The organism is Xanthobacter aminoxidans, assembly GCF_023571765.1.
Lineage (GTDB): Bacteria > Pseudomonadota > Alphaproteobacteria > Rhizobiales > Xanthobacteraceae > Xanthobacter > Xanthobacter aminoxidans.
In genome coordinates this window covers 1-23,932 of record NZ_JAMJXC010000013.1, presented here as the reverse complement: position 1 = coordinate 23,932, position 23,932 = coordinate 1, and the positions used below count along the sequence as shown (strand labels likewise).

At 64.3% G+C, this 23,932-nt stretch carries 34 protein-coding genes and 3 tRNA genes; 10 read left to right on the top strand and 27 right to left on the bottom strand.

The window, feature by feature from the left end; translation table 11 throughout:
• Positions 1-344 precede the first annotated feature (344 nt).
• The 20 genes from EJ105_RS18470 to EJ105_RS18380 all read right to left on the bottom strand — a co-directional run bounded on the left by EJ105_RS18470 (position 345) and on the right by EJ105_RS18380 (position 12,758).
• Positions 345-695, bottom strand: a complete 351-nt coding sequence (locus EJ105_RS18470; RefSeq protein ID WP_250167496.1) for a dATP/dGTP diphosphohydrolase domain-containing protein — start codon at positions 693-695, stop codon at positions 345-347.
• Positions 695-1,177, bottom strand: coding sequence for a 5' nucleotidase, NT5C type (locus EJ105_RS18465; RefSeq protein ID WP_250167495.1), 483 nt, complete (start codon positions 1,175-1,177; stop codon positions 695-697). The genes EJ105_RS18470 and EJ105_RS18465 overlap by 1 nt, the downstream gene beginning before the upstream one ends.
• Positions 1,174-1,914, bottom strand: a complete 741-nt coding sequence (locus EJ105_RS18460) for a hypothetical protein (RefSeq protein ID WP_250167494.1) — start codon at positions 1,912-1,914, stop codon at positions 1,174-1,176. The genes EJ105_RS18465 and EJ105_RS18460 overlap by 4 nt, the downstream gene beginning before the upstream one ends.
• A gap of 100 nt (positions 1,915-2,014) precedes the next feature.
• Positions 2,015-2,320, bottom strand: a complete 306-nt coding sequence (locus EJ105_RS28120) for a GIY-YIG nuclease family protein (RefSeq protein ID WP_255684170.1) — start codon at positions 2,318-2,320, stop codon at positions 2,015-2,017.
• On the bottom strand, positions 2,292-4,154 hold the full coding sequence (locus tag EJ105_RS18455; protein WP_250167493.1) for a DNA polymerase: 1,863 nt from the start codon (positions 4,152-4,154) through the stop codon (positions 2,292-2,294). Before EJ105_RS18455 ends, EJ105_RS28120 begins: the two co-directional genes overlap by 29 nt.
• The gene (locus EJ105_RS18450) at positions 4,151-4,321 is read right to left on the bottom strand and encodes a hypothetical protein (RefSeq protein ID WP_234049833.1); all 171 of its coding nucleotides are present in this window, start codon (positions 4,319-4,321) and stop codon (positions 4,151-4,153) included. Before EJ105_RS18450 ends, EJ105_RS18455 begins: the two co-directional genes overlap by 4 nt.
• A gap of 29 nt (positions 4,322-4,350) precedes the next feature.
• Positions 4,351-4,554 carry a hypothetical protein gene (locus EJ105_RS18445; RefSeq protein ID WP_250167492.1) on the bottom strand — a complete coding sequence of 68 codons (204 nt, stop codon included), beginning with the start codon at positions 4,552-4,554 and terminating at the stop codon, positions 4,351-4,353.
• The gene (locus EJ105_RS18440) at positions 4,554-6,017 is read right to left on the bottom strand and encodes a DnaB-like helicase C-terminal domain-containing protein (protein WP_250167491.1); all 1,464 of its coding nucleotides are present in this window, start codon (positions 6,015-6,017) and stop codon (positions 4,554-4,556) included. The genes EJ105_RS18445 and EJ105_RS18440 overlap by 1 nt, the downstream gene beginning before the upstream one ends.
• A 160-nt stretch (positions 6,018-6,177) precedes the next feature.
• A complete protein-coding gene (locus EJ105_RS18435) occupies positions 6,178-6,411 on the bottom strand; it encodes a hypothetical protein (protein WP_250167490.1) in 234 nt (77 codons plus the stop codon).
• Positions 6,411-6,656, bottom strand: coding sequence for a helix-turn-helix domain-containing protein (locus EJ105_RS18430; RefSeq protein WP_234049829.1), 246 nt, complete (start codon positions 6,654-6,656; stop codon positions 6,411-6,413). The genes EJ105_RS18435 and EJ105_RS18430 overlap by 1 nt, the downstream gene beginning before the upstream one ends.
• Before the next feature lie 76 nt (positions 6,657-6,732).
• Complete coding sequence (locus EJ105_RS18425) at positions 6,733-7,191, bottom strand: hypothetical protein (RefSeq protein WP_234049828.1); 459 nt, start codon at positions 7,189-7,191, stop codon at positions 6,733-6,735.
• On the bottom strand, positions 7,191-7,895 hold the full coding sequence (locus EJ105_RS18420) for a hypothetical protein (protein WP_250167489.1): 705 nt from the start codon (positions 7,893-7,895) through the stop codon (positions 7,191-7,193). Before EJ105_RS18420 ends, EJ105_RS18425 begins: the two co-directional genes overlap by 1 nt.
• 9 nt (positions 7,896-7,904) lie before the next feature.
• Positions 7,905-8,051, bottom strand: coding sequence for a hypothetical protein (locus EJ105_RS18415; protein ID WP_250167488.1), 147 nt, complete (start codon positions 8,049-8,051; stop codon positions 7,905-7,907).
• Positions 8,048-8,800 (bottom strand): Rha family transcriptional regulator, encoded by a 753-nt coding sequence (locus EJ105_RS18410; RefSeq protein WP_250167487.1) that lies wholly within the window; start codon positions 8,798-8,800, stop codon positions 8,048-8,050. Before EJ105_RS18410 ends, EJ105_RS18415 begins: the two co-directional genes overlap by 4 nt.
• 83 nt (positions 8,801-8,883) lie before the next feature.
• The gene (locus EJ105_RS18405) at positions 8,884-9,219 is read right to left on the bottom strand and encodes a hypothetical protein (protein WP_250167486.1); all 336 of its coding nucleotides are present in this window, start codon (positions 9,217-9,219) and stop codon (positions 8,884-8,886) included.
• Entirely contained in the window at positions 9,216-9,476 is a 261-nt protein-coding gene (locus EJ105_RS18400) for a hypothetical protein (protein ID WP_250167485.1), read from the bottom strand. The genes EJ105_RS18405 and EJ105_RS18400 overlap by 4 nt, the downstream gene beginning before the upstream one ends.
• Positions 9,473-9,715 (bottom strand): hypothetical protein, encoded by a 243-nt coding sequence (locus EJ105_RS18395; RefSeq protein WP_250167484.1) that lies wholly within the window; start codon positions 9,713-9,715, stop codon positions 9,473-9,475. The genes EJ105_RS18400 and EJ105_RS18395 overlap by 4 nt, the downstream gene beginning before the upstream one ends.
• Before the next feature lie 69 nt (positions 9,716-9,784).
• Positions 9,785-10,030, bottom strand: coding sequence for a hypothetical protein (locus EJ105_RS18390; RefSeq protein WP_250167483.1), 246 nt, complete (start codon positions 10,028-10,030; stop codon positions 9,785-9,787).
• Positions 10,030-10,218, bottom strand: a complete 189-nt coding sequence (locus tag EJ105_RS18385) for a hypothetical protein (RefSeq protein WP_250167482.1) — start codon at positions 10,216-10,218, stop codon at positions 10,030-10,032. Before EJ105_RS18385 ends, EJ105_RS18390 begins: the two co-directional genes overlap by 1 nt.
• 74 nt (positions 10,219-10,292) lie before the next feature.
• Entirely contained in the window at positions 10,293-12,758 is a 2,466-nt protein-coding gene (locus EJ105_RS18380) for a DNA-directed RNA polymerase (protein WP_250167481.1), read from the bottom strand.
• Positions 12,759-13,111: 353 nt separating this feature from the next.
• Here EJ105_RS18380 and EJ105_RS18375 point away from each other — a divergent pair, with 353 nt between their 5' ends.
• The 3 genes from EJ105_RS18375 to EJ105_RS18365 all read left to right on the top strand — a co-directional run bounded on the left by EJ105_RS18375 (position 13,112) and on the right by EJ105_RS18365 (position 15,480).
• Complete coding sequence (locus EJ105_RS18375) at positions 13,112-14,962, top strand: ABC transporter ATP-binding protein (protein ID WP_250167480.1); 1,851 nt, start codon at positions 13,112-13,114, stop codon at positions 14,960-14,962.
• A 123-nt stretch (positions 14,963-15,085) separates the two neighbouring features.
• Positions 15,086-15,161, top strand: a tRNA-Asn gene (locus EJ105_RS18370).
• A 242-nt stretch (positions 15,162-15,403) separates the two neighbouring features.
• Positions 15,404-15,480, top strand: a tRNA-Pro gene (locus tag EJ105_RS18365).
• Positions 15,481-15,508: 28 nt separating this feature from the next.
• Here EJ105_RS18365 and EJ105_RS18360 read toward each other — a convergent pair.
• Positions 15,509-15,655 (bottom strand): hypothetical protein, encoded by a 147-nt coding sequence (locus tag EJ105_RS18360; RefSeq protein ID WP_197023028.1) that lies wholly within the window; start codon positions 15,653-15,655, stop codon positions 15,509-15,511.
• A 211-nt stretch (positions 15,656-15,866) separates the two neighbouring features.
• Here EJ105_RS18360 and EJ105_RS18355 point away from each other — a divergent pair, with 211 nt between their 5' ends.
• Entirely contained in the window at positions 15,867-16,151 is a 285-nt protein-coding gene (locus EJ105_RS18355) for a hypothetical protein (protein WP_024278987.1), read from the top strand.
• Between the two features lie 190 nt (positions 16,152-16,341).
• On the opposite strand, the gene EJ105_RS18350 is transcribed toward EJ105_RS18355, so the two are convergent.
• Positions 16,342-17,196 (bottom strand): transporter, encoded by an 855-nt coding sequence (locus tag EJ105_RS18350; RefSeq protein WP_024278986.1) that lies wholly within the window; start codon positions 17,194-17,196, stop codon positions 16,342-16,344.
• 557 nt (positions 17,197-17,753) lie between these two features.
• Here EJ105_RS18350 and EJ105_RS18345 point away from each other — a divergent pair.
• Genes EJ105_RS18345 through EJ105_RS18335 form a run of 3 tightly spaced genes read left to right on the top strand, consistent with a single transcriptional unit; the run spans position 17,754 to position 19,807 of the window.
• Complete coding sequence (locus EJ105_RS18345) at positions 17,754-18,590, top strand: hypothetical protein (RefSeq protein ID WP_250167479.1); 837 nt, start codon at positions 17,754-17,756, stop codon at positions 18,588-18,590.
• 54 nt (positions 18,591-18,644) lie between these two features.
• Positions 18,645-19,262, top strand: a complete 618-nt coding sequence (locus EJ105_RS18340; protein WP_250167478.1) for a chromate transporter — start codon at positions 18,645-18,647, stop codon at positions 19,260-19,262.
• On the top strand, positions 19,259-19,807 hold the full coding sequence (locus tag EJ105_RS18335; RefSeq protein WP_024278983.1) for a chromate transporter: 549 nt from the start codon (positions 19,259-19,261) through the stop codon (positions 19,805-19,807). Before EJ105_RS18340 ends, EJ105_RS18335 begins: the two co-directional genes overlap by 4 nt.
• Positions 19,808-19,819: 12 nt before the next feature.
• Here EJ105_RS18335 and EJ105_RS18330 read toward each other — a convergent pair whose 3' ends face one another.
• The 3 genes from EJ105_RS18330 to EJ105_RS18320 all read right to left on the bottom strand — a co-directional run bounded on the left by EJ105_RS18330 (position 19,820) and on the right by EJ105_RS18320 (position 21,786).
• Positions 19,820-20,341, bottom strand: a complete 522-nt coding sequence (locus tag EJ105_RS18330; protein ID WP_250167477.1) for a DUF192 domain-containing protein — start codon at positions 20,339-20,341, stop codon at positions 19,820-19,822.
• On the bottom strand, positions 20,341-20,916 hold the full coding sequence (locus tag EJ105_RS18325; RefSeq protein WP_024278981.1) for a cold-shock protein: 576 nt from the start codon (positions 20,914-20,916) through the stop codon (positions 20,341-20,343). The genes EJ105_RS18330 and EJ105_RS18325 overlap by 1 nt, the downstream gene beginning before the upstream one ends.
• A gap of 99 nt (positions 20,917-21,015) precedes the next feature.
• Positions 21,016-21,786: an SIR2 family NAD-dependent protein deacylase gene (locus EJ105_RS18320; protein ID WP_250167476.1), complete on the bottom strand. Its 771-nt coding sequence runs from the start codon at positions 21,784-21,786 to the stop codon at positions 21,016-21,018.
• Between the two features lie 66 nt (positions 21,787-21,852).
• On the opposite strand from EJ105_RS18320, the gene EJ105_RS18315 reads away from it, so the two are divergent.
• The 3 genes from EJ105_RS18315 (at position 21,853) to EJ105_RS18305 (ending at position 23,065) form a co-directional block, all read left to right on the top strand.
• Entirely contained in the window at positions 21,853-22,275 is a 423-nt protein-coding gene (locus EJ105_RS18315; RefSeq protein WP_024278979.1) for a VOC family protein, read from the top strand.
• Between the two features lie 185 nt (positions 22,276-22,460).
• Positions 22,461-22,535 (top strand) — tRNA-Glu (locus EJ105_RS18310).
• Between the two features lie 179 nt (positions 22,536-22,714).
• Entirely contained in the window at positions 22,715-23,065 is a 351-nt protein-coding gene (locus EJ105_RS18305; RefSeq protein WP_250167475.1) for a hypothetical protein, read from the top strand.
• Between the two features lie 26 nt (positions 23,066-23,091).
• On the opposite strand, the gene EJ105_RS18300 is transcribed toward EJ105_RS18305, so the two are convergent.
• The gene (locus EJ105_RS18300) at positions 23,092-23,721 is read right to left on the bottom strand and encodes a DUF8758 domain-containing protein (RefSeq protein ID WP_250167474.1); all 630 of its coding nucleotides are present in this window, start codon (positions 23,719-23,721) and stop codon (positions 23,092-23,094) included.
• Between the two features lie 60 nt (positions 23,722-23,781).
• Positions 23,782-23,925, bottom strand: a complete 144-nt coding sequence (locus EJ105_RS18295) for an integrase core domain-containing protein (protein ID WP_431192972.1) — start codon at positions 23,923-23,925, stop codon at positions 23,782-23,784.
• Between the last annotated feature and the right edge of the window lie 7 nt (positions 23,926-23,932).

Sequence of the window (23,932 nt, the reverse complement as noted above, 5' to 3'; positions counted from 1 at the left end):
TCTCCTGTTCTTCGCGGAGCTGGCGAAGGTGGTCGATGACGCGGCGCGTCCCCATTGCCTCTCGGACATCTCCGAAGTCCCGCCATGCGGGGTCAACGCGGTCTTTGAAGACGGCGTCAAGATAATCGAGAAGTTGCTTGGAGATGTCAGGAAGCGGTATCTTAAGAGGGGACGGTCCGCTGTAGGCTAGAGTGGCGGGAAAGTCTTCGCCGAGCGGGGGCCGGGAGATGCGAGCCACTAGCTCACCTTGAGGGAGGCGTTCCGATTTAGGCTCAGGTGCAACCTATCTCCGCTGCCCGTGGCAGGCGCCGCATCCATCTCGGAGGGCCGGGACAGTCGGGCCATCAGGCAGTCGCCTTGAACCGGTCGTCCTCGCCGAGCCCCCGCTCCTGGTACTCGATCAGGAAGCCGGCGGTGGCGCGGAGATGCGCGAGGTGGCTCTCGCCCGTCTCGGGGTCAACATCCTCGCCGTCCAGCCACGCCAGCAGATGGCGCAGGGCCGCATCGCCCAGGCGGGACCACAGCATGCCCTTTCGCCAGTTGTGGCGGGCGTACTTCCGGGCGCCGAAATCGAGAACACGCGCCTCGGCCAGCAGGGCGGAGCGTGGGATCAGGCCAACGGGGGGCTTTCCTGTGTCGGCCTTGACGCCGCCGCCAGCTTGGTCGGCAACAGCTTCAGGGTTCGCGACCTCCATCAGATCATCCCCATCTTCCAGAGGCGCTCGATGGTGGATCGGGCATCGGTATGGAGGATGAAGTCGCCACCGGCGGCCCACCACGCGCTGCGGTTCACGGCCCGGTCGTCCACCAGCACGTCGCCGGCACGGCAGAACTTCGGCTTGTCCTCCGTCTCGCAGGTGATGACGCGAACAGTGGGGCCGAGATGGCGGGCCACCCAGTCGCGCTTCTGCCGGTCGACCGCGGCGGCATTGGTCTTCGGCAGGGCGGTGAGGATGGCCGGGTCGAGGTGCTTCACCGCATCCCACAGCTCATAGGCATCGGGCATGGGATCGAAGGAGGCGAACAGGTCGGGCACCTCGTCGAGGCGGCGCCAGAACTCCCGGTTCCCGTGAACGAACTCGAACTTGTAGGTGTTGTCGGTTCCGAGGATCGCCCCGGCGGTCTTGTCGAAGTCGGCCAGAACGCCGTCCAGGTCCAGGAACAGCGTCTCGGTCATCGTGGCTCCCAAAGAAGGGGCTCCTTTCGTTGGTGGTCGTAGTCGGCGTAGCGCAGGATGCGGGCGAGGCGGGCCTGGATCAGCGCGTCCGCTTCCGTAAGGCCGGCCTTGGCGTAGGCGGCGACGATGGCCGCCCAGCCGCCGGCGGCGATGCCCGGCGCCCGCTTGGCGCCGATGCCAGGGCAGCCGGGATAGTTGTCGGTCGGATCACCTGTGAGGGCCTGGAGAAGGAAGAGCTGTTCGCCCTCCTCTTCGGTGATGGTGGTGAGCGTCCCGCGCTTGAAGTCAAGGATTTCGCAGGGGATCTGGGCGAGATCCTTGTCGCCGGAGACGATCACCCGCCGGAACGCCGCGTTGGCCGGATGGGTTGCCAGGATGCCGAGGCAATCGTCGGCCTCCAGCCCCGGCTTCTCCACGCTCGGGTAGTTCAGCTCGGTCTTGGCCCACTCCACCAGGGCCTTGTGGACCAGCGGCTTGCGCTTGCGGCCCTCCTTGTAGGTCGGCCACAGGGCATGCCGGAAGGTGGGGCCAGATGGCGTGAAGCAGATGACCGGAGCCGCGTCGGCGGCCTCGGCCTCCTTCTTCGCCTTGGTCAGCATCGTGACGAAGGCATCTTTCGCTTCGTCGAGGTCGGCAGCTAGGGTGAACGTGTCGTCGTCCCATCGGGTCTCCCGCTCCACGGCAGCCCCGGCGGTATAAGCCAGGATGTCCCCGTCAACGAGGACGAGGGTCTTCACTCCCCGCCGTCCTCGTCTTCATCGCTCTCGAAAGTGACGGGGCACGAGATACCGTACTTCTCTTTGAGGAGGTCCATCCAATCGAGGACGTCACCAATGTTCATCGCAACTCCTTCTTGAGTGTGGCTAGGATGTTCTTGGCATCCTGAGGGTGAACTTGAAACCATTCCGTGCTTCCAACGCGATAGCCCTTCATCGCCTCGTGAAAGCGATGCTCGAACCCACGGCGGTCGGGGACGAACACGGCGTCCACGAGGGCGTAATCTCGGAAGGGGCTGGAGGTTTGATAGGTGCGGAGGCGCTCTGCGACGTCGAAGCTGGAGCCGACCTTCACAAATCCAGGCCATGCCGGGTTGCGAAGGACGTAGACCCAACCGTCAGTGCGTCTCCGCCCAGTTGTCGCCAATGTCGAAGTTGCCTTTCAGTGGGCAGCGGAATCCGAAGTATTCTCCGGACTTGCGGATGGCGTCGGCGGCCAAGGTGCCGACCAGCTCCGCGAATTGAGGAAGCACCTCAATCTGCCATTCGTCGTGGTACGTGATTACGAACTCGTAGTCCTTGCCCGGAACGAGGCCGGCGGCCTGGATGTCGGCATCTAGGATCACCTGGGCCTTCTTCATGAGGACCGCCCCAGCCGATTGCAGGAGCGTGTTGAGGGCAGCGTGCTCGGACCGGACGCGGAGCTTGCGGCCGTCGAGACCCAAGAGATAACCGCGCCCCGGCTTGATGAGCCGGCCGTCCTTGCTGCGCTTTCCGTTGAGGGTCACGCCAACGGCCTTCACGAGCTTGGCGAGAGCCGGCAGGTTCGCCAGGAACTTGGCGCGAGCGGCTCGGCCTGCGCCGACTAGGCGAGCTTTCGAGAGGGCACCGAGGAGGGTGAAGCCCAACTTCGCATCCCCCGCCCCATAGATGAAGGCATAGAACCAGGTCTTTGCGGTGTCCCGGTCACACCCCAGCGCCTTGGCGTTGAGCGTGTGCATGTCCGTGCCATCTTCCTTGCGGCCTTCCAGCACGGTCTTGATGTAGGCGCCGCCGTCGTGCCGGGCCATGAAGCCAGCGAGGCAGCGCAGCTCCAGGGCGTCGGCGTCGCAGCCCACCAGTTTGAAGCCGGTGGAGGCCCGGAACAGTGCCCGCATCTCGTGGCCGTAGGTGGTCCTCTCCGCCGGGACGTTGGCGATGAGGCGATGCGTCATGCGCCCGGTGACGGCGCCGTTCTGGATCACCCAGCCGTGGACGCGGCCCTTGCGGGAATGCTGCATCCAGGCTTCCCGGCCGTCGCCGAGCTGGCCCATCCTCTTGGTAACAAGGAAGTATTCAGCCAGGAGCTTGGCCTCGGGGTACGGCAGCTTGTTGAGGACGTCGTCATCAACCTTGGGGGTTCCGTCCTTCCCGAACTCGGTGGGCTTCCAACCAAGGTCCATGAGCCGCTCGGCGACTTGCTTCCGCGACGACGGAAGGAACGGGACCACCTTCTCTTTGAAGGTCGGAACGCCCTTGACGTAGCCGCGCTTGGCGTTGTTCACCTTGGGGGTGAACGGGGTGCGAACGATCTTGGGCGGGAAGATGGTGGACAGTTCGTCCGCCAGCTCCGCCTTACGCTTGGCGAGGGTCCCGTAAAGAGACTGGGCTGCCTCGTCATCAAAGGCGAAACCGCGCCGAGTCTGCCTCTCAATGATCCAGGCGAGGTCATGCTCAAGCTCGACGCATTCGGTTCCCCACCCGTCCGCCAGCTCCTCCCGCTCGCGCTTCCAGAGCTTGGCGGTGACCGCGACGTCCTGCTCGCAATAATCCTGCATGGTCACGGACCACGCATCCCACGGCCCCTTGTAGTCCCCCTTGTACTCGCCCAGGCGGTGGCCCCAGGCTTCCAGTCGCTGAAGCCCGATGAGCTTCTTCGGGAGGCGGCCCTTCTCGGCAAGCCGGAAGTCCTTGTCCCGGAGCACCTCACGCGGGAACAGGAGATAGCCGAGGATCAACGTGTCCCGGACGACGCCCTTCGGCTTCCACTCCGGATAGAGCTTCTGGATGGCGGGGATGTCGAAGCCGATGACGTTGTGACCAACGATCATATCGGCATCGGCGAGGAGCTTTAGGCCCGTCTCCAGGCGGTCGTAAGTGAAGTCCTCATTCGTGCAGGACCAGACCTTTCCCGTGTCGGCGTCCTGGATGACGAGGCAATGGATGGTAGTGAGTTCGTCGAGAAGCCCGTTCGTCTCGATGTCAAACAGGAGGGTGGTCACTCCGGAGCCACCTCTTCCTGCGCGTCGGCCGCCGCCCATCCCAACTCCTGGGCGAGTTCAGCGGCCCCCTTGGGGGTAAGAGTCCACGTCATGAAGCCGGGGACGTGGAGTTCAATGGCTTTCCTCCCCGTCTTCCGCTCCTTCAAGATGGTGATCTCGAAGGACACGGGAGACGGGGCATCCCATGTCCCATCCATCAGTTGAGGGCTTCTCCCTCGGGCACCGAGAAGGTGGCCTCCAGGATGTCCATGAGTCCGTCGAGGACAGCCGGCATCCAGGACGCGGGGAAGGCAACGGCCTCCCCGGCGACGCGGAGGACGACGAACGCCGTTCCGTCCTCGGCCAAGCCGATACCGAACTCCACGTCTTCGGTCTTGGTTGCGGTCGTGATATTGTCCACTAGAAGTCCTTCTTCTCTTCGTCGGTTTCGGTAGGTGGAAAAGCCCGTGCCTCCACTTCGGAGAGGCGGCCGGTCTCGGTGTCGTATTCGAGAGGAATGGTCAGGCCGTTGGCCCGGCCAGTGTAGCGGTCCTTGAGGACGCGGAAGGTGGTCGTCTGGCGCTCCTCCTCGTCCTCCGCCTGGGTGTCGCGTTCCATCCCGAACATGAAGTGGCTCCAGTAGCCGATGGCGCGAGAGCCCTTGAACTGCTTGATGGTCACCCGGCCGCCCTCTTCGTGTGGCTTGCCCTCCGGCGTGGTGAGGTGCGAGACGAACAGAACCCAGATGTCCAGCTCCTTCACGAGGGCTCCCAGCTCGGCCATAATCTTCTCAAGGGAGCCGCGCTCCTCGTCGCCGTGGCCGGCAAGCGCGGTGAGGTGGTCGATGTAGAAGATGCGGACACCTTCGGTGTGAGCCAGGAAGCGGATGCGGGAGGAGACGATGTCCCAATCGCAGGCGCCGAAGTGGTTATAGAAATAGAGCCGGTCGTCGTCCCGGAGCTTGGTCAGGGCCGCAACCTTTTCCTCCTTGGACCAGCTCCCATCCGGGATATGGAACGTCTTTCCGGCTGCCTTCCCGGCAATTCGCCATAGGGTCTCCTTCGGCACCTGCTCGAACGCGAACACGGCCACCTTCTTTTTCAGAACGTCGATGTCGAAGGTGATCTGCTGGGTGATGAAGTCCGTCTTCCCGATGCCGGTTCCGGCTCCGAGCGCCACCGCCTCGCCATATCGTCGTCCGAAAGTCTTGGCGGTCAGGGTGTCGAGGAACCACGGAAGCCCATCTTCCGGCTCCTCCATGGCCTCGTCGAATATGTCCGCCACCGTGACGATGCCATCCGGGCGGAACTCGACGGGGGACCACAGGGCGTCGATCAGCTCCTTGCGCCGGCCCTCCTGGAGCATCTCGTTGGCGTCCTTGAGAGGAAGCCGGATGATGCGGGCGTGGCCGGGCGGGAAGAGTTCGAGGCACGCTTCGGTCGCCTCCCGGCCAGGGTCGTCCTGGTCGAAGCACAGGTCCACATGCTCGAATTTCAGGAGCCATTCCAGGTGCTTGCCCAAGGACTTCTTCGCGCCCTGGGCTCCGTTCGGGACGGACACCACGGGCCACTTGTAGCCCATCTCCTGGAACACGGTGAGCGCATCCACCTCACCCTCTGTGATGATGATGCGTTTCCCGCCGTCCCTCCACAGGTGCTGCATGAAGAGCCCAGCGGACTTGGTGTCACCAAGGAACCGGAACTCCTTGTCCCGGCCCCGGACCTTCTGGGCGACGATGGCGCCCGTGTCGTCCCGATAGTTGGCGACCTGGACCAGCTCCCCGCCCATTCGGGACACGGTGTAGCCGGCGCGGCGGCATGTCTCTTCGGTGAGGTGGCGCTTGGTGAGGTCCTGGGCTTCTCCGAACGGGATCAGACCGGCCACTCGCCGTCCCTTCCCGTTAGGTCCATGTACATCCCGAGGAGAAGAATGGCCGTCCCCGGAGACAAAAGCCCCACAAGAAAAGCAGTAAGAATGTCCATCGCTGTAGGTTGCGCAAGCATCGGAGGAGCCGCACGATGCGCACGGCCCCTTCGATACAAGTTCACTGCTGTCCGTTGGTCACCTCCACCACCTGGAAGGAGGGCTTGAAATGCTTCTCCACCTTCACGACGAGGTGCGGGAGGCCGGTGCTGGCGGCCCGCTTCCGCGCCTCCTCCTCGGCCACCTCAAACTGGTAGTAGGAACCGCTCGCGGTGCCCGTGACGCCGGGCGCGAGGGAGAGCGCGATGAGGAAATACTGCCCCACCTTGCAATGGGTGGCGTCGATGAGCTGCATCACGCGGCCTTCCCTTCAGCCTTCAGGCCGATGAAGTGGTAACGGGTATAGCGCTGCTCGGTGGGGTCCTTCTCCTCGGACCGGGCGAAGATGTAGCCCCGAGCTTCGAGGTCGTTGATCCGGCGCGAGAGACTGCGGATGCGGTAGAGCGCCTGGGCTTCGATGCCGGAGATGGAGCCCTTCACCCGGAAATGGTCGAGGAGGAGCTGGGTCTGCGACTTGGACATGAGCGGCTTGAAAGCCATTGCCTTACCTTTCGTTAGGTTGCTGGAGAGCTGGCGGTGGATGGGGAGCGCCGACGGAGGACGCTCCCCGTGAAGATCAGGGCCAGGACGGCGGGTCCCAGCCGAGGGCCGCCTTCGCGGCGATCATGCGTGTGAGGTCGAGAGGCTCGTCGAGCCACTCCTGCGGTATCCACTTGTCGGCAAACAGAAATCCATTGCGCTCACACCACATGGCGTAGGTGGTGGGGCTAGCCTTGCCGATGCGGGACCGGGAATTTGAGAAGACGAAGCGGACATCCAAGGCGGGATGATCGGCCTTGATGAAGAGGTGCTTCTGCCTGTCGGCGGTGACGAAGCGCCCCTTGCTTTCGATGATGATGCCGTTGTGGAGGATGAAGTCCGGCGTGTAGGTGCGGGGCTTCTCGGGCTGCGTGTAGCGCAGCTTGAACTGTTCATAGACCACGGGCTCGCCGGCCCGGTTGAGCTGGTCGGCGAGCTTCTCTTCGAGACCGGAGCGATAGCCTTCGACCACGCCCCGGTCTTTCGTCACTGCCATCAGAAGTCGGCCGAGCCCTCGTCGTCATCGTCGGAGGAGGAGCTGTCGTCTTCGCCGTCGTCCTCACCGGAGCCGCGACCGAAGCCCTCCTCTTCGGAGGCCACATAGCCGCCCTCGACCTCACCGAAGGCGCTCTCACGCTCGCCGGAACCGGCCACCAGCTCGATAACCTGGACGCCAACCAGCTCCAGGGTGATGCCGATGGCGTTGTCCTTGGCGGCGAAGTAGGCGTAGACGTCGATGTCGGCCCGGAGCTTGGAGCCGCCCCAGATGGACGGGACCGGGCTCAGCTTCTTGCCCTTGCTGTCGAAGACCTGAACCTTGGCCGTCCAGGGCGTGCCGTCCTTCTTGACGCCGGACGCCGTCTTCTTCGGGGACAGCTTGTAGGTGCCGGTCTCGTTACCCTCCTCGTCCTCCACCGCCTTCAGCGGAACGTCGAGCTTGGCGCAGCGCTTCGCTTTGGCGGTGTTGGGGTTGTCGCCATAGTGCTCCTTCTTCATGGTCTCGAAGCCCTTGTCGAGAAGTTCTTCGAGCTTGGGGCGGAGGTTTTCAGCGACGTCTTCGTCGTAGATAAGAGTGCAGCGGTACTCGCCGGCTTCATTCCACTTGGTGTCCGGCTTGTTCAGATGCGGGTAACTCGCGATGCCGATGGGGCTCACGAAGCTGCCGATCTTGATCTTGTTCCGCTTCTTCTTGTCAGCCAATGTTGTGTCTCAGTCCTGGTTGTAGAGGTGTTCGTCTTCCAGGGCCTGGGCGTCGAGGCCCAGGTCCAGGAGTTCGAGAAAGAGGTCGATGGGGATGGGTTGGCCGTCAGCCCAATAGAGCTTGGCGATGCGCAGGGCGCGGGGCATGTCGTTCACCGGGCGTCAATTCCGTAGCGACCGCACACCTCAATAAGGAGGTCGCGGCGGTGAACCCGAAGCGTGTTGACGTAGGTGTCCCCGAACTCGTCGGTGTATTCCTGCATCTCCTCCCGAACTTCGATGCCGCGAAGGAGCGCCAAGGTCTTGGCCTGCTGCCCGAGCTTCTGATTGGTGAGTCCATGCCGGCGGAAGTTGGCAGCCCCATTCTGCCGGACGAACTCACCCACCGTGACGTAGCCGAACTCGTCAGCGATAAACTTCTCCGCCTTGGCAGCCCGCTTGTCGGACAGCGCCCGAGCTTCCACTTGATCCGCCCAGGCACGGGCGGCAGCGGCGGGGTCCGTGAAGTCAGGGAGCTGGAAGGGGGACTTCTCGACGGCCGCGTTCAGCTCGGCTTCCATCGCGTTGAACTCGGCGATGTAGGCCATCTTGAACTGGAGCGCCTTGGGGCCGGTGAAGCCCATCGCCAGGAGCGTGAAGCCGTCCCGGTCCATGTCGTAAGTGGGAGACTTGCGTGTTCCGAACCCGACCTTCACCTCGACCTCATTGGCCGCAAAATTGCGGGCAATGGACGGAGCCTGATCCAGCAAGGATTTGATGGCCTTCAGCACGTCGTCATGCCGTTTCCCGAAGTACCGGGCGACGTCCCGCGAGTTGGTGACGGGCCGGCCGGCGGCGCCACGGGTGACGATGGGGCGGAGAGTGACGATGCCGTTGGAGGAGGCGTAGGCAGAATGCGCGTTCATTTGGTGTGCTCCAAATTCCTGAAGAGGGAAACCAGTACGTCCGGCCGTACCACTTGGGCACGGCTCGGACGCGCCGGATGCGTTCACTCGCCGCTGTGCTTGGGGTCGAAGAGGTCGAACTCTTCCTGCTCGAAGATGGCCTCGGCGAGCATCTCCTTGATGGCATCGAGCGCCTGGGCGACCGCCTGCTCCTCGGCCTGATTGGCGGCCTGGACGGCATAGTCGCCGAACGCATTCAGGAAAGCGGTGCCGAACGCATGCTCCGACGCGCCGCAGTCGATGAGGACCTGGGTCACGATGGAGGCACCGATGGCGAGGCCGGAACGAATGGTGTTCGGCATGGCGCCGTCGATGGCGAGGCCCTCGTCGGTGAAGGTGATGTTGACGTCGCCCATGTTGATGGTGCCGTGGATGTTCATTTCAGCTCGTGCTCCGCATAGAGGCGCAGCGCCCGGAACTCGGGACGCTCGCCGTGGATGGTGTCGGCCATGAGGTTCTGGGCGACGTTGAGGACTTCGTGGGGGTTCACTCGGTGCACCCGGCAGGCGGCCAGGAAGACCGAGGCGAGGCCGGCGCACTGGAGGGCCGGCGGGTGATCCTGGAGACGGTCGAGGAGCGTCATCGCCACCTTCGCAACCGCCTCGGAAGGCGCGTTGACGAGCGTGTCGGGGTTCACTCGGCGGCCACCTCTTCGCTGACGGCGGTGCGGGCGGCGGTGTTCACGACGACAAGGTGCGGGCGGGCCTTGAGGCCGCTCTCCATGACCACCATGGCGGCGGTGAAGCCCTCCACCTTGGTCACGGGGATGCTCATGTAGCCGCCGGGGCCGCGCTTCACATGGGCCACTTCGTCGCCGATGCGGATGTCATTGCCGAAGATGTCGGTGAAGGCGGGGGCAGTGGTGGTGTCGTTCATTTCAGGGGTTCCTGTCGTTGTTGTAGGTGTCGAGGAGAAGGTCGGAGAGGAAGGCAAGGAACTTGCGGATCACGGCCGGCGCTTGTCGAAGCAGACGAGACCACCCTTCTTGTCTCCGGCCACGAAGACGCACTGCTTCGTCGGGTCGGACTGTGGCGTGAACTCGTAGACGCGAAGGTCATCTCCGGACGCTTCGAGGCGGCCGACCTTGTCGGACTTGAGCTGCTTGGTGTTGGCGTTGAAGTAGCTGCCATCCTCGCAGCCGGCGAGGGTCAGCCCGGCGACGGCCAGGGCGGCGATGAGGAAGCGCTTCATCACCGGCGAGCCCCCTTCACGTTGTGGCCATAGGTGTCCCAGACGATGTCGCCGAACGCCCGGTACCACTGCCGGCGCTCGTTCGAGGTCATGCTCGCGAAGTCGAAGTTGGTCCCGTCCGCCAGGGTGGCGTCCCAATGGGCAGCGCCGATGCGGATGGTGATGGAAGGCTTAGGAGAAGCGTTCATGGGCTGGATGTTCCAATTTAGGCAAGAGTGGCGGGAAAGTCCGTTCGAGCGTTTATTACGCCTGAACGTACCTTCTAAGCAAAGAAGTAGGCGGACTCCCGCACCCGTTGAAGATCGAGGGTTCCCATCCGTGGGAGCGGAGGGATGTCGAACTCCGACGCCTCTGGAGGAAGGGCCGCGACCACGGCATCCCGGAACTCACGCAGCACATCGTGCTCTTCATACATATCCACGAAGGCCGAGCGCAGGTGCTGCGACAGCCGGTCGGTGTCGGCCGCGTAGGTCCCATAGCTGTCGTGGATCATGGCGAAGGCACCGATGCCATCGTCAAGGCACCTGTTGATGGTGAGCATCATGGCGCTGGCATCCATGCTGTGCACGAAGTTGGGCGAGATGCCCAGGGCCTGCCGGCTGACGTTGAGCTGGTCCGTGTCTTCTTGATAGTAGACCTTGACCACGGCCCCCCGAAGGCGGCTCTCCACACGGCGGCGACGCAAGTCGCGGTACTCCTGGTGCGCCACGAAGCCGCTCGGGGTGGTCCACTGGAGCGGGACGCCCGCCTTCGCGGCCACCCGCGCGACCTTCTGAAGCCACGACATAACGGCCCGCGCCGCGACCACCACGTCGCCGATGGCGGCCCAGATGGTGGAGGCCAGATAGGCTTCCGCCTTGGGCAACTCGTCGCCGAAGTTGTGCCCCTTTCCATCCTTGATCTGCTCGCGGACAGCGGCGCGGGTGTACTCCAGGCAGCTCGTCATCGTGCCCCCATAGGGCAGCACCATGACCGGGCGCTTGGTGATCTTCCGGTTGAGGCCGAACGCCAGCCAGCCATAAGCCCAGCGAGCCTTCTCGTCCTCCCGCCCCTCGGCACGGGCATCAGCCACTTCCTTTGCCAACCGCTCAACCGCGCGATCCGCCACCCGCTGATAGATGTCCTGCGGGACGTCGGAGGGCACGAGGTTAACCGCCGCGCCGCCGACAGGGTCGCGCAGCATGGCGCTGAAATGTTGGAGCCCGTTGCAGCTCCCGTCCTGGGCGACGGGGAGGTGGGACACGAAGGCTTCGGGGCTGTTGCTCCAGTCGATGGCGCCGAACTCGAAGCACCACGACAGGAACTCCCAAGGCTTGTCCGCCTCGGTCCACCAGCGGTTCGAGAACGGATCGCGGGCGCAGGCAGCGGCGGCCTCCCGGTGCTCCATGGCCCAGGCGACGCGGTCGTCGAAGCTGACCTTGTCCACACCAAACTCGTTGGCGCCGTGGATGCCCAGCCAGCGCAGCCCGGTATCTCCGAGGGGCTTGCCGGGGCCGAAGTGCAGAAGAGCCTTGCCACGATCGGAGCCTTGCGGGTGCAGCGTGTTGGGGATGGAGTAGACTCTTCCGCGAAAGTCAAGCTGTTGCGGAAAATAAATCTGCGCGTCGCCCCGATACTCCTTCCCTATCGTCAGGAGCTGCGCCAGCTCAAGCCGCCGGCCTTCGTCCTCCGCGTTCTGCTCATAGACGAGCTTCGCTTTCTCCTTCCAGGCCCGCCGCACGGCCTCGTTGGTGTCGATGTCGGCCGGCCGTTCGGGAAGCGGGTTCGGGTTGGGCGGGGGCATCCCAGGAAGGAGGATGCCGCGCTCGTCCGCCTCCAGCATGACGTCGAGGACCTTCCCATTGATCGCCCACGGCGTTTCCTGGATGGCGTTCATGGCCCGGTAGATGGCGGGCATCCCTGGCGCCGCCTTCAGGGCTTCGACATGGGAACGGTAGGTCCGCTTCACGACGCAAAAGCTGCGGATTGCGTGCGTCAAATAGCCACCCCCGGTGGTCCCTACCCACTTGACGGGAGGGACGACGGTGGGCGTGAGCGAGGGGCGGAGAAGGCCGGCCTTGCCGTTGAAGTCGGCGATCCACCGGCGGCCGAACTCCGTCATCTCGACCACCTTGACGGTGCTGTTCTTGCGTTCATGGACATCAAAGGCCGTCATGAGCCCAGTGCGCTCGATGAGGATGTCCACAAGGCGGGTTCCGACCTGCATCTTGTCGGCACGGCTCCACCGAGGAAGCTCGATGTCCGCCGCTTTGGCGGCAGCGGAGAAGATCAATTCAGCGTGAACCGCGTCCCACGATTTGCGTTTCACGTCGCGGTCAACGGTCCGGTAGAGCTTCGGCGCGGCGTTATCGAACACCGCCATGCGCACCTCGTCTTCAAGCACCGAGCCAATGTGGTGGGTCAGACGGCCCAGCGGGCAGCGCCCCGCCGCATAATTGATGGTTTCCTTGATGGTGAGGTAAGCGACGAGGTCGGGCTCCATCTCGCCGATCTTCGACATGACGATGGACGGGCGGCCCATCTTCCGCGCCCGCTCCGCCGCGAACAGTTCGGCCACGCCATCGGCCATGGGCTGGATGAGGGACCGGATTGCATTCATAGCGCCGGGCGTCTCGCTGGCGAGCCCCTTCGCCTCCGCCTTGGAGACCAGGGTTTCCATGCGATCAATGCCACGCTCACGCATGAAATGCTCAAGCGTGGCCTCGCGGCTGCCGTCCTCGATTGCCACGGAATTTGTCACTAGGTCCATTTGTCACCAAATCCGTATGTTCAGCCGGATTATCCGCAAAGCCGACTTCTCTGGCAGTAAGCCGCTTTGCGGATACGCTTTTTCGGACTGTACGTTCGGACGTCACGGCTGTCACCGCCCTGCAAATCCGTGTACGGGGGTTCGATTCCCTCCGTGGCCTCCAGTTCCCGCGAAGCTCCCGGAATGGAAGCTCCTGGAATAACCGAGCTTCTGCCCCATATGCGGCGCTGCGCTGCAGCATGCTCTCGGGCCGGAAAGTTGACTTAGCCTCTTGCTGGCAGTTCATGGGGACACCGAAGCGGTCCCGCATCCGGACGCCGCCGGAGATGTACATGAACGCGAAAGCCGCCCAGCGCCACGGGCCTCCGCCCTCTTCGGACGAGACCAATGCCGTCCTGCGGCGCCTCCTCCTGTCCGATGGCCGCAAGCACTGGAAGGGCTATGTGCTGGCCTTCGTCTTCATGGGCACCATGGCCGCCTGCACGGCCGGCCTCGCCTATCTGATGAACGATGCCGTCAACGCCATCTTCGTGCATCCCACCCCTGCGGCGGTGTGGGCAGTGTCAGGTATCGTGATGGTGCTTTCCATCATCAAGGGCGCCTCGGCCTACGGGCAGAGCATCACCATGGCCCGCATCGGCAACCGGGTGGTGGCGGACAACCAGAAGCGCGCCTTCGACCGGCTGATGCTTCAGGACGCCGCCTATTTCGGCCATCGCCACACGGCGGAAATCACCACCCGCTTCACCGCCGGCGCCGCGGGCGCGCGTGGCGCGCTGGACCTGATCGTCACCAGCATCGGCCGCGACTTCCTCTCGCTGGTGATGCTGGCCGGCGTCGCCTTCGTACAGGACCCCTTCCTGGCCGTCATCGCCCTCGTGGTGATGCCGGCGGCGGTGCTGGGCACGCGCAAGCTCATCAAGAAGGCCAAGACCATCTTCACCACCGGCTTCACCTCGGGCGTGAAGCTGTCCTCCATCGTCATGGAGGTGTTCCAGGGCATCCGCACGGTGAAGGCCTATACGCTTGAGCCGGTGATGCGGGAGCGCACCCACAAGTTCATCGACGACGTGGAGATCAACGCCAACCGCCTCGTGCGCACCCAGGCCAAGTCCAGCCCCCTGATGGAGACTCTGGGCGGCCTCGCCATCGGCGGCGTGATTCTCTACGCGGGATACAATGTGATCGAGCTCGGCCGTTCGCCGGGCCAGTTCTTCTCGGTGCTCACCGCCCTGCTGCTGGCCTATGAGCCCGCCAAGCGGCTGTCGCGCCTGCATGTGGAGCTGGTCAGCCACGTCATGGGCGCGCGCATGTTGTTCGATCTGCTCGACGCGCCCGCCCCCGACGCCGACTCCCCCGGTGTCGGCGCCCTGCCCCGCCCCCGCGGCCGGGTGGAGTTCAAGGACGTAGTGTTCGCCTATCGCCCCGGCGAGAACGTGCTGCGCAGCCTCGATCTGGTGGCGGAGCCCGGCCGGACGACTGCGCTGGTCGGCCAGTCCGGCGGCGGCAAGACCACCATCATCAATCTGATCGAGCGCTTCTACGATCCCCAGTCCGGCGCCGTGCTGATCGACGGCGTCGACACCCGCACCGTCTCCCGCACCTCCGTGCGAGCCTCGGTGGCCCTGGTGAGCCAGGACGTCTACCTGTTCTCGGGCACCGTCCGGGAGAACATCGGCTTCGGCCGACCGGGCGCATCGGAGGAGGAGATCGTCGCGGCGGCCAAGGCGGCCCACGCCCATCCCTTCATCATGGGCTTCGAGCACGGCTACGACACGTTCGTGGGCGAGCACGGGGCGCAGCTCTCCGGCGGGCAGCGCCAGCGCATCGCCATCGCCCGCGCCTTCCTGAAGAACGCGCCCATCCTGCTCCTCGACGAGGCCACCGCCGCCCTCGATTCCGAATCGGAGGCCGAGGTGCAGAAGGCGCTGGCGGAACTGGCCCACGAGCGCACCACCATCGTCATCGCCCACCGCCTCCAGACCGTGGTGCGCGCCGACCGCATCTGCGTGATCGAGGGCGGCCGCGTGGTGGAGAGCGGCACCCATGACGAGCTGATCGCCCGTCGCGGTCGCTACTACGGATTCTATTTCGCCCAGTTCGCCCACGAGAGCGAAAATGCCGGCTCCAGCGTGAGCGGCACGGTGGAGTCCGGTCCGGAAGGCGATTTGCTGCGCGCTTGAAAATCCAGCACCGGCGCCACTTTGCGCGCCGGTGCGGCAACTTCCCCCGGAAAAGCGCGTGTTACGGCTTCACAAGCGGCGATGTGGTTGCTATATCGCCGGCCTCGGTCGCGAGACCCACGGTCCCTGATAGCTCAGTTGGTAGAGCGTTCGACTGTTAATCGAATGGTCGCAGGTTCGAGTCCTGCTCAGGGAGCCACTTCTACCTCCGCCCCGAAAAGCCCATCGCCCGCGAGGCCTCAATAGGCGATTGCACGCGGGGCGCGATCTTCGGGCGCTCCGTGGCGCTGCTCGATCCGGGTCGGAATGACCTTCGGGACTTCTTCGGGACTTTGCGTCACAAACCTCCCCGTTCGTCCACCATGCGTTCTCGTAACGTGTCCCCCGCCCCTTGCGCCCCCCGTCCTGAAAATGTAGCAACGAAGCCGTTCGGCGGAATGTCGGAGCATAGCGCAGCCTGGTAGCGCATCTGCTTTGGGAGCAGAGGGTCGCAGGTTCAAATCCTGCTGCTCCGACCACCCTCCGCCGCCCTTCCCCGCCGCAGGCTCAGCGGCCGGGCGGATCAACCTTCACCCCGTTGGGGCCGATCTCGATCTGCATGGTGTTCCGGTCGCGCTCATAGGCCTGATAGGCGAACACCCCACCAACCACGACGAGAATCGCGATCACGCCGTAGAGGACATTGCGCGGCATCTGTGTGCTCCTGTTGCTGCTTCGCTGACTGGAGCTGCAACGCCCCCGCTTCCCCGATTGTTCCGCTAAAGCCGGGTGAGGGCTAATCTTCCCGGGCGGTGTGACGGCACCGGGTGGATGCGACTCACCCGGCTCCGGGATGGTCTCGCGGCACCAGGCTCAGGGGGCAGGATTGCGCCGCCGGGCGGGATTTTGGGAAAGGACGATTGCAATGGCTTCGGATACGGAGCTTGCCGAGTGGCTCGGCTCGATGCTCAAGGCGGTGGGCACCACGCAGGCCCACACCATGGTGCAGCATTACATCCTGCGCGACATCGTCACCCAGCTCGCCGGGCAGCAGGACCGCCCGGACGGCTTCATCGCCGACATGTTCGAGCGCGTGAGCGGTCTCGTCGATCAGTGCGAGCTTGCGGGCAAGCCGGACATCGAAGCCGAGATGCGCTGGTACGCGGAGACGTTCTTCACCTCCATCGGCAAGACGCTGGAGCCCAAATAGGTCGCCGGGACCAAGTGGGGCACAGGCACGACCCCGCCTCCGCGCGCGAAGGCTCGCCGACCGTTCTGCGACGAAGGGGGTCGGCGTCTCGGGTCACGGAGGCGGATCGGCCGCGCCAACCTTGGATGGAGGCCCGGCCTCGCTCATGGCCAGACCTCCCTCGTGAGGAGGTCTGGCCACTTCACGAGCTCTATTTGTGCAGCAGCGCGGTCTGCTGGGTCGACGCAGGCGGGTTCCAGAGCGGAACGATGATGCGGCCCCACAGGCGGGTATCGTTGCCACCGTAGTTCTGCTCATAGACGTCGGTGGTGAGATAAGCTTGCAGGATCACGGGACCAAAATCATAGCCGACAAGGCCTCCGATCGCGAACTGGCTCTGCTTCTGGTAAAATGGGATGGGATTGTTCAGGTCGGTGGAGTAATAGGCCACCGGGCCGATCTCGAACTTGCCGAATTTCTTCGTGGCGGTCAGATCGACGTTCAGGAAGTTCGGGTTGATCGTATTGCTCACGCCGTTCGCCTGGATGCCCCAGATGGCGTTTGCCGTCAGATTCCAGCCATCCGCCGTGTAGCTGAGGGCAAAACGCTGGTTGAACGAGGTTGAATCGAAGGCCACTCCCGTATTCACGCCGAGATAGAAGCCGGCCATGTAGCTGAAGCCGAAGCCGTTCCCCAGATCCCAGGCGACCTGAGCGGCGAAGAACGGATTATAAAAGCCGGAAGTATAATCTCCGTTCTGCACGCCGACGCCGACGACCGGTACGGCAGTCAGAAGCTGTAGCCGCCCGCCGAACAGGAATACCGGAGTAGCCCAGGCCAGAACGGGAATATCCACGCCGACGCAGGTGCTGTCGGGCGAAGTATTGCGGCAGCCATAGTCAGCCGTATTCACGGCATATACGCCTTCCGGCAGCGGCGCGCCGGCAGCCAGACCAACCGTTTCACCTGGCTGGGTCACGGAGCCGGCGTGTGCGGGCAGGGATTCGGGCAGCAAGGCTGCCGCAGACAAAGCGGCTACGGCCGCCATTCTTGCGAATGTCGTCATTTTTTCCTCCGAAAGGCGGAGCCCACGACCGCCGTCCCAACGGCGGGGCTCATCGCTGGCGCTTCCTCAGGCGCTAATGCGCCGCTCTCTTTTCGGTCCAAGGCGTCGAGGCCCTGGACGAGATCACTGCACGGCCCGCGAACGGGCGCGTGCATCGTGGACACTTCGGACAACGGCCCGGAGTGCAGAGGCATCAACTGGGGAATGCTAACGGCAGCGTGTCACGACCTTAGCGGTGCGGGGATCAATCCCAGGCGCCGCTCGGGACCTTCGAGGATGACCGGTATCCCTTGTCCGGGTCCTTGAAGCCGAAGCGGCGTCAACGTTAGCCCAATTTAAGGGCACGCAATACTATTCGAGCGGTTCATCCGCCCAAATCGGACGCAAACGCGTGCGATGTGACGTTCGCGCAACAGTTTCGGAACGTCGCCGGTGCCCGGTTGCGGGCAGGACATGGCGAGGCAGTAGACATCCGGTCGCAGGCGACGGAAGGTGTGCGCCTTATCGGATTCTGGGGTCCCAACGAATCCGACGTTACGCAAAGTGAGCACGACGCCATGCTCGACATCCACTATCGTGAATACAAGATTCTGCTCCGGCCGCAGCAATTCTACTCGCCCAAGCGTTTCGAGGATTACTGGAATGAAGTGAAGGCGGTCGCCAAGAAGCACGGGGTGGGCGTGGTCACCAACAAGGACGCCTTTCACCGGCAGGTCCGCGAAGTGCTGTTCTATGATACCCCGGACTTCGACCTCTACCGAAACTCCTTCATCCTTCGGAAGCGCACCTTCTACGACGACGGCTGGCCGCGCCCGGAGCATGAACTTGCCCTGAAGTACCGCAGCCCGGATCGCGAGAAGGCCACGGCCGTGGAGATGGCTCCTCGCATCACCGGCGCGGTCCAGGTGAAGTTCAAGGAAGAAATTCTTCCCCTCAAGGAAGAGTTGGGCGGCATCCGCTCGCTCTATTCCCACAATTGCATCATTACGTCGCTCGGTGCCGTGCTGAGCCCGGCATTGAAGAACATCATGTCCATATTCCCCTCCATGTCGGCGGTGGATGCGGACGGGGATTCCCAGATCGACCTCGTGAACAGCATGGCGGTGGAAGAAATCCAGGTGGACCCCGGCCACTTCGATTTCGGCCACGGCTACGAGGCGAAGGCGACCATCGCCATCTGGCGCAACCGCGCGTCCGAGCAGTCGCTGGTGGGGGAATTCGCCTTCCAGGCGAAGTTCGATCACTACAGCGAGGTCAACGACAAGGCGAAGCGCCTCTCCGAGGACTTCTTCCGCGACGTTCAGAACATGGCGCCCGAATGGGTGCAGCTCGGCACCACCAAGACCGCCATGGTCTATGGCATCGGTGCCAAGGAAGTCGCGCACTCCGAATAGGGGTCATGGCGGGCCCAACCGGCCCGCTCACCTTCACCCTCCCGGCGAAAATCCATGAGCGTCAAAGAGCCGCCGATCCCAGCACCACCTCCCGAGCCCGGCGCCCCGCAAGGCGCGGCCGCAACGCAGGTTTCCATCCTGGAAATCTTCATCACCTTTCTCATCATCGGCGGCATCAGCTTTGGCGGCGGCGTGGTCGCCTATCTGCGCAACGCGCTGGTGGTGGAAAAGGGCTGGCTGGACGAGGAGGAGTTCCTCACGGCGCTGGAGATCTCCCAGGCCCTCCCCGGCCTCAACGCGACCAACATGAGTGTCATCGTCGGTGACCGGCTGCGTGGTCCGGTGGGCGCGATCGCCGGCTTCCTCGGCATGACGCTGCCGGGCGGCCTTCTCGTGTTCGCGCTCGGCATCTTCTACGTGTCGAACCACGGCAATCCGGCCATGCACGCCATCCTCGCCGGCATCGGTGCCGCCGCCGTGGGGCTGCTCGCGGCGGTGACGGTGCAGATCGGGCACAAGCAGCTGGAGCACCTGCGCGAGATCCTGCTCATCCTCATCACCGTGGTGATGGTGAGCTTCCTCCACGTCTCGCTGGTGCTGGTGCTGCTCACCGTGCTGCCCCTGGCCCTCTTCATCTACCGTCCCGGCCGCGGAGAGGTCGACGAGCCATGAACAATCCGCACACCGACCTCAGCGTCCTCGGCGTCTTCTCGCTCCTGTCGCTTCTCGCCATCGGCGGCGGCACGGCGGTGCTGCCGGAGATGAAGGCGCTGACCATTGATGCCCACCACTGGCTGACCGACAGCCAGTTCCGCGACATCTACAGCCTCGGACAGGTGGCGCCGGGGCCGAACATGCTGATGGTGATCGTCATCGGCTATCACGTCGCCGGCACGCTGGGGGCGTTCCTCGCCTTCACCGGCTTCTTCCTGCCGGCGTCCGTTTTGGCGCTCGGCTCCTCCCGCCTGTGGAATCATTTCGACGGCTCGCCCTGGCGGCTCGCCCTGCAGATGGCGCTGGCGCCCATCGTCGTCGGGCTGATGGCTGCCGGCACGGTCGCGGTGGCGCGCACCGCCATCACCGGCACCGAGACGACGCTGATCGCCGTGGCGGTGTTCGTCCTCGTCTATTTCGGGCCGAAGATGATCGGGAAAAAGGTCAACCCGGCCCTCTACATCTTCGCTGGAGGGTTGCTGGGCTATCTGACGCTGAAATAGGGGGCGCCCCCCCTATTTCGCCGGGAACATGGGGTGGGCAATCTTGTCGCCGGCCTTCAAGCCCTGCCTGCGCGCCTCGCCCCCGCCGATCTCCAGCACCGCCCGCACCGGCTCTCCGGAGGAGATGGTCTCGGTAGAGAGCGGGGTGGTCATGGCAGCGATCCGGGCGATGGAGCCGTCGGCACGGATGAACACCATGTCCAGCGGGATGAGGGTGTTCTTCATCCACATATAGACCGGCTGGTCCACCTTGAAGTCGAACAGCATGCCGCCCCGCTCGGGCAGCGTCTTGCGGCACATGAGGCCCTGGGTGCGCTGCTCGTTGGTGCGCGCGACCTCCACCTGGAAGGCCAGCACGCCCTTGGCGGTGACGATCTCCAGCGGGTCCAGCACCGGGTTGGGATCGATCTTGATCTGGGCGCACTCGGCCTCGGCCGCGCGGGCAACGCCCGGCAGCCCCGCGAGCGGAAACGCGAGGGTGAACGCAAGCGCGAATTTGGCCGCCAGGGCGGCCCGCGACGGAATGTGGCTCATCAATTGTTCCCGCTGGGGCCGCCGTCGGCCTTCACTTCCGCGGCCATCAGGCCCTTGGACCCGTCGCCGTAGCGCACCAGCACGCTCTGGCCGGGGCGCAGCTCGGTGAGGCCGTGACGGCGCAGGGTTTCCATATGGACGAAGATGTCGGGCGTGCCGTCGCCCTGGGTGAGGAAGCCGAAGCCGCGCAGCCGGTTGAACCACTTCACGGTGGCCCGCTCGAAGCCGCTGGTGGGCTCCACCACGGCGCGGGTCCGGGGCAAGGCCGGCGCGGTGTGCACCGCGGTCGACAGGTCGAGGGAGAGCACGCGGAAGGCCTGCCGCCCCTTGGTGCGCTCGATGGCCTCGCATACCACGCGGGCGCCTTCCATGGCGGTCTGAAAGCCGTCGCGGCGCAGGCATGTCACGTGAACGAGGACGTCGGGACCTCCGTCGTCCGGCACGATGAATCCGTAGCCTTTCGACGCGTCGAACCATTTGATGGAGCCGGTGACTTCGACGAGCCCGGCAGGCTCCTCGGTCCCCTCCTCCGAGCCGGCGGTCCGTGGCCCCAGCCCCAGTGCGTCAGACCCCATGACCACCCCGAAACTAACGCGCGGCGGCGCACCCGTTGCCGCGGAGAAGGTAGGATAGCAACTGAATGGCGCAACGCCCACCCTCTTCGCGCGCCATTGTCACCCGTCACCGGCAAAGGGCGCGAGCACGTCGCCGATCTCGTCGCGAACCACCAGTTCGGCCATGTCGTCGAACTCCGTGGGCTCCCGGTTGAGGATGATCAGCCGGGCCCCCTTCTGCCGCGCCTTGAGCGGGAAACCGGCCGCCGGAAACACCACCAGCGATGAGCCGATCACGATGAACAGGTCGCTCACCTTCGCCAGCGCATCCGCCCGCGCCATCTCGCGCTCGGGCATGGCCTGGCCGAAGGAGATGGTGGCCGCCTTCACCGGCCCGCCGCATTCCGGGCAATCGGGGGCGATGCCCCCGGCGGCATCGAACCGCTCCTTCACCCAGGCAAGCTCGTAGCGCGCGCCGCAATCAAGGCAGGTGGCATAGGTGCCGTTGCCGTGCAGTTCCACCAGTGCGTCATCCGGCACCCCGGAGGCCTGGTGCAGGCCGTCGATGTTCTGGGTGATGACGCCGGCGATCCGTCCGCGCCCCAGCAGCCGGGCGAGCGCCCTATGGCCCCGGCCGGGCCGCGCCCCGGCGAACGCCTCCTCCATGGCGAACTTGCGCCGCCACGCCTCGTTGCGCGCGGCCTTGTGGGCGACGAACACGTCGAAGGGAATGGGCTTGTTCTGCGTCCACAATCCGCCGGGGGAGCGGAAATCCGGGATGCCGCATTCGGTGGAGATGCCCGCTCCGGTAAAGGCGACCGCGCGCGCCGACCCGTCCAGAAGTTCGCGGAGGCGCTGCTGCGCCCCCTTGAGATCGCCTTCATAGATCATACGTCACCTGCTACTTCACTCCGGCCGGCCCGCCGGCTTGCGCCCCTCATACGGACGAGACCCCCGATGCGCTTCCTGCACACCATGGTCCGCGTGACCGACATCGACCAGTCGCTGGACTTCTACTGCAACAAGCTGGGGCTCAAGGAGGTGCGCCGCAAGGAGGTGCCGCAGGGTCGCTACACCCTCGTCTTCCTCGCCCCTCCCGGCCAGGAGAACGTGGCCGAGATCGAGCTGACCTACAATTGGGACAAGGAGCCCTATGGGGAGGGCCGCAACTTCGGCCACCTCGCTTTCGAGGTCGAGGACATCTACGGCCTGTGCGAACGCCTGATGGCCTCGGGCGTCACCATCAACCGCCCGCCCCGCGACGGCTACATGGCTTTCGTGCGCTCTCCGGACAACGTCTCCGTCGAACTGCTGCAGAAGGGCGGCCCCAAGCCCCCGGCCGAGCCGTGGGCCTCTATGCCCAACACCGGCAAATGGTGAGCGCCTGACACGCCGCTTTTGAGCCGCCGCAACCTCCCGCCGGCGGCCACCTGATCCCGGGCCGCGCCCTCTGCCCACAGGGCGTGAGGACGCGGCTTTGGATAATTTCCCCACAGGCTTGCAGCCAAGCCGCCCGCCCCCTATAAGGACGCCCTCTCCGGTGGCCAAAACCCCGGAACGGCCGCGCGCCCTTCGTCTATCGGTTAGGACGCCACCCTTTCACGGTGGAGAGAGGGGTTCGACTCCCCTAGGGCGCGCCAGAATACCTTTACTCAAAATTTCTATTGATTTTCAAGGGGCTACGGACCCCATCCTCGGCTATGGTACCCCAGCCGGGACCCCAAAACGGGACCCCAGAATGACCAACTCCGAACAAGGAGACCCGCCTCCATTGTGGAGGAGGCTCCTGATTTCTCCTGCGGTGGTGTGGGGAGTATGGGTGGCAGTTCTGATTGCGCACCTTTGGTGGCTCTGCGTGTCCATGGACCCGGTTATCGTCCAACGTTTCGGGGCATTCACCATCATCATCGGGATTTTGATGGCTGCTCGCCCCTATCTTCGAAACGGTCCTGAGAAGGTGACGCAAGCGGCTATCCCGCGTCCTCCAGGACTTTTTCCGGTCAAGAGCGAAGACATCGCTCTCTATCGCGAGCGCGTCGCCAAAGAGGCTCCTGAGGTTCAGAAAGATGTGCTTGCCGAACGCCGGAATGGCGTTCTCATGGTCGGCATGGGAACGCTGATCAACGGCTACGGCGACGTGGTTGCGAAGTGGCTACTGGGCCAAGTTTGAGCCGCCAAGCCAGCCGTGCCGGGGTACTAAAGCAATCCGAGTTGCCCCTTCTCGTCCAACCGAACGACCCCGAGGAGTTGCCACGTCTTGGGACGCTTCATCATGTTCCCCGTGGCGAACAGCATTCCCTTGGCAGGATACTCGTCATTGAAGCGTCCGCCGAGCCGTTCCAGCGCTGACGCTTCTCCGTACCTCTTACGCCAGTAGAAGAAAGTGGCGTGCGTTTCCCAATCGCCGCAGGTCCAGGTATGCGGCCCTTCTGCGTCACGAAACGTGAACGCGAATGCGAAGGGGGTGGGCTCAAAAGCGGCCAAGTCCGCGTCAAGGAGGCTCTGCTGCCTTCCCGCTTCTCGGTATTCCCGGCGCTCTGCTTCGAGTTGCGCCTCGGATTTCCGACGCCAGCGAAATCTCGGATTGGAAGGCCGGATCAGGGCGAGAGAAGCGCCGGAGCTTGCCGCAGCCGATGCCGAGGGCGTGACCATCGGATCGAGAAGTGCGAACCTGTCGTTTTCCGGAAGGGTGCCGACAACCTTAATGGCATCCTCGAAGACGTGGCAACTTTCTCGACGACGATCTGTCGTGGGTGGCCGATGGGCGAATTCGACCCAGTCCCAACGCCGAAAGCTCCGCCCACTGGTCAGTTGCCGAAAGCGCACCTGACGTGAGCCCCATTTCTCCTCCAGTTGAGGAGAGAGTCCGCCGGTTGATTTGTGGCCTCAGGCGGCCACGGTTTCCAGTGTGATTGTTGCGGCAAACTCGGCGGGGGATCGATGGCCCAGCGCCGAATGAGGTCGGTTGAGGTTATAGTCCTCCTTCCATGAGCTGATGGTGGCGCGGGCCTGCGCCAGGTTCGAGAACAGGGTCTCA